7 protein-coding genes are annotated in these 6,535 nt (G+C 72.3%); all 7 read left to right on the top strand.

Annotated elements, in window-relative coordinates; all coding sequences use genetic code 11:
- The first annotated feature begins 28 nt into the window (after positions 1–28).
- On the top strand, positions 29–358 hold the full coding sequence (locus AC13HU_RS29075; RefSeq protein ID WP_483044943.1) for a TcmI family type II polyketide cyclase: 330 nt from the start codon (positions 29–31) through the stop codon (positions 356–358).
- Positions 355–1,626 carry a beta-ketoacyl-[acyl-carrier-protein] synthase family protein gene (locus AC13HU_RS29070; protein ID WP_483044942.1) on the top strand — a complete coding sequence of 424 codons (1,272 nt, stop codon included), beginning with the start codon at positions 355–357 and terminating at the stop codon, positions 1,624–1,626. Before AC13HU_RS29075 ends, AC13HU_RS29070 begins: the two co-directional genes overlap by 4 nt.
- The gene (locus AC13HU_RS29065) at positions 1,623–2,834 is read left to right on the top strand and encodes a ketosynthase chain-length factor (protein WP_483044941.1); all 1,212 of its coding nucleotides are present in this window, start codon (positions 1,623–1,625) and stop codon (positions 2,832–2,834) included. Before AC13HU_RS29070 ends, AC13HU_RS29065 begins: the two co-directional genes overlap by 4 nt.
- Positions 2,835–2,935: 101 nt before the next feature.
- The gene (locus AC13HU_RS29060; protein ID WP_483044940.1) at positions 2,936–3,205 is read left to right on the top strand and encodes an acyl carrier protein; all 270 of its coding nucleotides are present in this window, start codon (positions 2,936–2,938) and stop codon (positions 3,203–3,205) included.
- Positions 3,206–3,219: 14 nt separating this feature from the next.
- Positions 3,220–4,005, top strand: coding sequence for a 3-oxoacyl-ACP reductase FabG (fabG, locus tag AC13HU_RS29055; RefSeq protein ID WP_483044939.1), 786 nt, complete (start codon positions 3,220–3,222; stop codon positions 4,003–4,005).
- Between the two features lie 42 nt (positions 4,006–4,047).
- Positions 4,048–4,992: an aromatase/cyclase gene (locus AC13HU_RS29050; protein ID WP_483044938.1), complete on the top strand. Its 945-nt coding sequence runs from the start codon at positions 4,048–4,050 to the stop codon at positions 4,990–4,992.
- A gap of 1 nt (position 4,993) precedes the next feature.
- Positions 4,994–6,523 carry an FAD-dependent monooxygenase gene (locus AC13HU_RS29045; RefSeq protein ID WP_483044937.1) on the top strand — a complete coding sequence of 510 codons (1,530 nt, stop codon included), beginning with the start codon at positions 4,994–4,996 and terminating at the stop codon, positions 6,521–6,523.
- The last annotated feature ends 12 nt before the right edge of the window (positions 6,524–6,535 follow it).

The following is a 6,535-nucleotide window of genomic DNA, read 5'->3' as shown; positions in this document are numbered from 1 at the left end:
GCCCAGAGCCCACCGCAAGGAGCGAGGTATGCACAGCACGCTGATCGTGGCCCGGATGGCCATCGAGTCCAGCCGCGATGTCGCGCGGCTGTTCGGCGAGTTCGACGACACGGACATGCCCCACCGGATGGGGACCAGGCGCAGGCAGCTCTTCGCCTACCGCGGACTCTACTTCCACCTCCAGGACTTCGCGTCGGACGACGGCGGCTCGCGGATCGAGGAGGCCAAGGACGACCCGCGCTTCGTCGGCATCAGCGCGGACCTGAAGCCCTTCATCGGCGCGTACGACCCGGCGACCTGGCGCTCCCCCGCCGACGCCATGGCCACCCGCTTCTACCACTGGGAGGGCGGCGCATGACGGAGCGTCGGGTCGTCATCACCGGACTGGAGGTCCTCGCCCCCGGGGGCTCCGGCCGGGAGGGCTTCTGGCGACTCATCAGCGAGGGACGCACCGCCACCCGCGGCATCACCTTCTTCGATCCGTCGCCCTTCCGTTCCCGGGTGGCGGCCGAGGCCGACTTCAGCGGGCTGGACCACGGGCTCAGCCCGCAGGAGGTGCGGCGGATGGACCGCGCCGCGCAGTTCGCCGTGGTCACCGCGCGCAGCGCGGTCCAGGACAGCGGCGCCGAGCTGGCCGCGTTCGCACCCCACCGGATCGGCGTGGTCGTCGGCAGCGCCGTGGGCGCCACCATGGGGCTCGACGAGGAGTACCGCGTGGTGAGTGACGGCGGCCGGCTCGACCTGGTCGACCACCGCTACGCCGTCCCGCATCTGTACGACTACCTGGCGCCCAGCTCCTTCGCCGCCGAAGTGGCGTGGGCGGTGGGCGCCGAGGGGCCCTCGACGGTCGTCTCCACCGGGTGCACCTCCGGCATCGACGCCGTCGGCTACGGCGTGGAGCTGGTCCGCGAGGGAACCGTCGACGTCATGGTCGCCGGAGCGGCGGACGCCCCGATCTCGCCGATCACGATGGCGTGCTTCGACGCGATCAAGGCGACCACACCGCGGCACGACGACCCGGAGCACGCCTCGCGTCCCTTCGACGGCACCCGCAACGGCTTCGTGCTGGGCGAGGGTTCGGCCTTCTTCGTCCTGGAGGAGCTGGAGAGCGCCAAGCGGCGGGGCGCGCACATCTACGCCGAGATCGCCGGCTATGCCACGCGGTCCAACGCCTACCACATGACCGGACTGCGGAAGGACGGCGCGGAGATGGCCGAGGCCATCCGGGTCGCCATGGACGAGGCCCGGACCAATCCCGAGGACATCGACTACATCAACGCCCACGGGTCCGGCACCAGGCAGAACGACCGGCACGAGACCGCCGCGTTCAAGAAGAGCCTCGGCGAGCACGCGTACCGCACGCCCGTCAGCTCGATCAAGTCGATGGTGGGGCACTCGCTGGGAGCCATCGGCTCCATCGAGATCGCCGCGTGCGCTCTGGCGATGCAGCACGACGTCGTGCCGCCCACCGCCAACCTGCACACCCCGGACCCGGAGTGCGACCTGGACTACGTGCCGCTGACGGCACGCGAGCAGCCGGTCGGCTCGGTACTGACGGTGGGCAGCGGATTCGGCGGATTCCAGAGCGCCATGGTGCTCACCACCGCGCAAAGGAGCACCCTATGACCTCGGTCGTGGTCACCGGCATGGGCATCGCCGCCCCCAACGGCCTGGGCGCCGCGGACTACTGGGAAGCCACCCGCGGCGGAAAGAGCGGCATCGGCCGCATCACGCGCTTCGACCCGTCCGGCTACCCGGCCCAACTCGCCGGGGAGATACCCGGCTTCGAGGCCGCGGAGCACCTGCCCAGCAGGCTACTGCCCCAGACGGACCGCGTCACCCGGCTGTCGCTGGCCGCGGCGGACTGGGCGCTCGCGGACGCCGGCGTGGACCCGGCGTCGTTCGACCCCCTGGACATGGGGGTCGTCACCGCCAGCCACGCGGGCGGTTTCGAGTTCGGCCAGGGCGAGTTGCGCAAACTGTGGTCCCAGGGCAGCCAGTTCGTCTCCGCGTACCAGTCCTTCGCCTGGTTCTACGCGGTCAACAGCGGCCAGATCTCCATCCGGCACGGGATGAAGGGGCCCAGCGGCGTCGTGGTGAGCGACCAGGCCGGCGGCCTGGAGGCGCTGGCGCAGGCCAGGCGGCTGGTGCGCAAGGGCACCCCGCTGGTCGTCGGCGGCGCCATCGACGCCTCGCTGTGCCCCTGGGGCTGGGTGGCCCAGCTCGCCGGCGGCCGGATGGCCACCAGCGACGAACCGACCCGGGCCTACACGCCGTTCGACCGCGACGCGCGCGGCTACGTGCCCGGCGAGGGCGGGGCGATCCTGATCCTGGAGTCCGCCGACGCGGCCCGTGCCCGCGGCGCCCGGGCGCACGGCGAGATCGCCGGACACGGGACGACCTTCGACCCGCCGCCCGGCAGCGGACGCGGGTCCACCCTGCGCACCGCGATCCGGATCGCGCTGGACGACGCGGACGCCGCTCCCCGCGACATCGACGTGGTCTTCGCCGACGGCGCGGGCGTGCCCGAACTGGACCGGGTCGAGGCCGAGGCCATCAGCGAGGTCTTCGGATCCGGCGGGGTCCCGGTCACCGTGCCCAAGACGATGACCGGCCGGCTGTACTCCGGCGCCGCACCGCTGGACGTCGCCTGCGCGCTGCTGGCGATCCGGGCGGGCGTCATCCCGCCCACCGTCCACGTCGACCCCTGTCCGGAGTACGACCTGGACCTCGTACTGCACCAGCCGCGTACGGCGACGGTGCGTACCGCCCTGGTGGTGGCCCGCGGCCACGGCGGGTTCAACTCCGCCATGGTCGTGCGCGCCGCCGCGTGAAGGCCCTGCGTGAAGGCCCTGCGGACGGACGAAGCCGCGCAGGCGACCGGACATCGCGCCGCTTCGCCGGCCGCATCCCGAGACGAAGGAGACAGACCCAGATGACGGACAGCCGATTCACCTTCGACGACCTCAAGCACATCCTGCTCAAGGCCGCCGGCGCCGAGGAGGGCCTCGACCTCGACGAGGACATCCTCGACACCACCTTCCAGGAGCTGGGCTACGAGTCGCTCGCGCTGCTGGAGACGGGCGGCTGTATCGAGCGCGAGTACGACATCACGCTCGACGACGAGGCCCTGACCGACGCCCTGACCCCCCGCGACCTGATCGACACCGTCAACAAGCAGCTGGCCGCCGGCCGCGCCGCCTGAGAGGACCTCCCGCCATGGCACAGTCCACTTCCCGTGTCGCGCTCGTCTCCGGCGCCACCAGCGGCATCGGTCTGGCGACCGCCCGGCTGCTGGCCACCCAGGGACACCGGGTGTTCCTCGGCGCGCGCACCGGCTCCGACGTCGACACGACCGTCAAGTCCCTCCAGGCCGAAGGCTTCGAGGCCGCCGGACAGGCGCTCGACGTCCGCGACGGCACCTCGGTCACGTCCTTCGTCCAGGCCGCGATCGACGCGTACGGCCGCGTCGACGTCCTGGTCAACAACGCCGGCCGGTCCGGCGGCGGGGTCACCGCGGACATCGGCGACGACCTGTGGAACGACGTCATCGACACCAACCTCAACAGCGTCTTCCGGATGACCCGCGAGGTGCTGACCACCGGGGGCATGCGGCAGAGCTCGCGCGGCCGCATCATCAACGTCGCCTCCACCGCGGGCAAGCAGGGCGTGGTGCTCGGCGCCCCGTACTCCGCCTCCAAGCACGGCGTCGTCGGCTTCACCAAGGCGCTCGGCAACGAACTGGCCCCCACCGGCATCACCGTGAACGCCGTCTGCCCCGGCTACGTGGAGACGCCGATGGCGCAGCGGGTGCGGCAGGGGTACGCCGCCGCCTACGACACCAGCGAGGCGGCGATCCTGGAGAAGTTCCAGGCCAAGATCCCGCTCGGTCGCTACAGCACCCCCGAGGAGGTCGCCGGCCTGATCGGCTACCTGGCCTCCGACACCGCAGCCTCCATCACCTCGCAGGCGCTGAACGTCTGCGGCGGACTCGGCAACTTCTGACCGTCCGGAGAGCGGACGAGGACCGGACAAGGAGCATTGCCCATGACGACGCGTGAGGTCGAGCACGAGATCACCATCGCCGCGCCCGCCGGCACCATCTACCGGCTGCTGGCGGACGTGAGCCATTGGCCGCAGATCTTCCCGCCCACCATCCATGTCGAGCAGGAGGACACCGGCGCCCACCAGGAGCGCATCCGCATCTGGGCCACCGCGAACGGCGAGGCCAAGAACTGGACGTCCCGCCGCACCCTGGACCCCGAGGGCCTGCGCATCGTCTTCCGGCAGGAGGTCAGCACCCCGCCGGTCGCCGCGATGGGCGGCACCTGGATCGTCGAGCCCCTCGGCGAGGAGACATCGCGGGTCCGGCTGCTGCACGACTACCGGGCCGTCGGCGACGACCCGGCAGACCTCCAGTGGATCGACAAGGCCGTGGACACCAACAGCACCGCGGAGCTGGCCGCCCTGAAGGAGAACGTCGAGCGCGTCCACGCCGCCGAGTCGCAGGACCTGGTCTTCTCGTTCACCGACACCGTGGAGGTCAACGGCGCCGCCAAGGACGTCTTCGACTTCGTCAACGAGGCCGGCCAGTGGCCCGAACGGCTGCCGCACGTGGCCACCGTGCGCTTCAGCGAGCCCTCCCCGGGGTTGCAGACCCTGGAGATGGACACCCGCGCCAAGGACGGCTCGGTGCACACCACCAAGTCCTACCGGGTCGCCTTCGAGCCGGACAAGATCGCGTACAAGCAGGTCACGCTGCCCGCCCTGATGACCCTGCACACCGGTGTGTGGACGTTCACCGAGACCGGCCGGGGCACCACCGAGGCCAGCTCGCAGCACACCGTCTCGATCAACACCGACAACATCGCCGCGATCCTGGGCGAGCAGGCCACCGTCGCGGACGCCCGGACCTACGTGCACGGGGCGCTGAGCACCAACAGCCGCGCCACGCTGGGCCATGCCAAGGACTACGCGGAGCGGAAGAACTGAGATGGCAGCCCAGCACACGGGCCCTGCCCACCGGCCCGGAACCGGCCCCGCCGACGTGATGGAGACCCAGGTCATCATCGTCGGCGCCGGGCCCGTGGGACTCATGCTCGCGGCCGAACTGTGCCTGCGCGGCGTCCAGGTGTCGGTCGTCGAACAGCGCCACCGGCCCACCACCGAGTCGCGCGCCTCCACGCTGCACGCCCGCACCATGGAGATCCTCGACAGCCGCGGTCTGCTGCCGGACTTCGGCACCCCGCCGAACGAGCCGCGCGGCCACTTCGGCGGCGTGCCGCTGGACCTCACGCTGCCCGGGGCCTATCCGGGCCAGTGGAAGGTGCCGCAGACCAAGACCGAGTCGGTGCTGGAGGAGTGGGCGCTGTCGCTGGGCGCGGACATCCGCTGCGGCCACCGGTTGCAACTCCTCGACCTGAGCCAGGACCCGGAGGCGGTCGAGGTGGAGGCCGTCGGCCGCGACGGGCGTCCGGTCCGGCTGCGCGGCAGCCACCTCGTCGCCTGCGACGGCCAGGACTCCACGGTGCGCCGGCTGACCGGGGCGGACTTTCCCGGCCGGTCGGCCGTCCGGGAGTTGCTGCGCGCCGACGTCGACGGCATCGACATCCCCGACCGGCGCTTCCAGCGGCTGCCACGCGGCCTGGCCATCGCGGCCCGCCGGGCGGACGGGGTGACCCGGGTGATGGTGCACGAGTTCGGCAGCGCCGCGCGGGAGCGCACCGGCCCGGTGCGGTACGAGGAGGTCGCCGCCGCCTGGCAGCGGGTGACCGGCGAGGACATCGACGCCGGGAAGCCACTGTGGGTGAACCACTTCGACGACGCCAACCGGCTGCTGTCGCACTACCGGCACGGCCGGGTGCTGTATGCCGGCGACGCCGCGCACCGGCAGATGCCCACCGGCGGCCAGGCGCTCAACCTCGGCCTGCAGGACGCCTTCAACCTGGGCTGGAAACTCGCGGCCGAGGTCCAGGGGCACGCCCCCGAGGGGCTGCTCGACACCTACCACGAGGAGCGCCACGCCGTGGGCGCCGCCGTGCTCGCGAACATCCGCGCCCAGGTGGCGCTGCTGCTCGGTGAACCCGAAGTGGAGCCCCTGCGCGCGGTCCTGGCCGAGCTCATCGCCGATGAGCCGGTACGCGCCCGGCTGGCCGGGATGATCAGCGGCCTCGACATCCGCTACGGCACCTGCGGCGACGGCCATCCGCTGGTCGGCGCGCGGCTGCCGTACGCCCGGCTGCGAGTCGACGGCTCCCCCCGCACCACCTTCGAACTCCTGCGGTCCGGGCGCGGGTTGCTGCTCGGCCTCGGCGGACGGCCGCCGGTCGCGGGCGGACGGTGGGCCGATCGCGTCGACCTCGTCACGGCCCACCCGGAGCCGGGCGCCGGCGCGGGCGAGCTGGACGGCGTGGCCGCGGTGGCGGTGCGACCGGACGGCCATGTCGTGTGGGCGGCCGGAGCGGATCGCGGCGACGAGGGGCTCACGGCCGCACTCGGACGCTGGTTCGGCGCACCCCGCTGACCGGCACCCCGC

The sequence above is a fragment of the Streptomyces sp. NH27 genome (assembly GCF_056859195.1).
The sequence above is the reverse complement of the archived record's forward strand: the minus strand, read 5'-3'. Positions and strand labels throughout refer to the sequence as shown.

Bases quoted from the DNA above. Each gene is read 5' to 3' on its own strand.
- AC13HU_RS29075 (WP_483044943.1), top strand. From the start codon at position 29: ATGCACAGCACGCTGATCGTGGCCCGGATGGCCATCGAGTCCAGCCGC.
- AC13HU_RS29070 (WP_483044942.1), top strand. From the start codon at position 355: ATGACGGAGCGTCGGGTCGTCATCACCGGACTGGAGGTCCTCGCCCCC.
- AC13HU_RS29065 (WP_483044941.1), top strand. From the start codon at position 1,623: ATGACCTCGGTCGTGGTCACCGGCATGGGCATCGCCGCCCCCAACGGC.
- AC13HU_RS29060 (WP_483044940.1), top strand. From the start codon at position 2,936: ATGACGGACAGCCGATTCACCTTCGACGACCTCAAGCACATCCTGCTC.
- fabG (WP_483044939.1), top strand. From the start codon at position 3,220: ATGGCACAGTCCACTTCCCGTGTCGCGCTCGTCTCCGGCGCCACCAGC.
- AC13HU_RS29050 (WP_483044938.1), top strand. From the start codon at position 4,048: ATGACGACGCGTGAGGTCGAGCACGAGATCACCATCGCCGCGCCCGCC.
- AC13HU_RS29045 (WP_483044937.1), top strand. From the start codon at position 4,994: ATGGCAGCCCAGCACACGGGCCCTGCCCACCGGCCCGGAACCGGCCCC.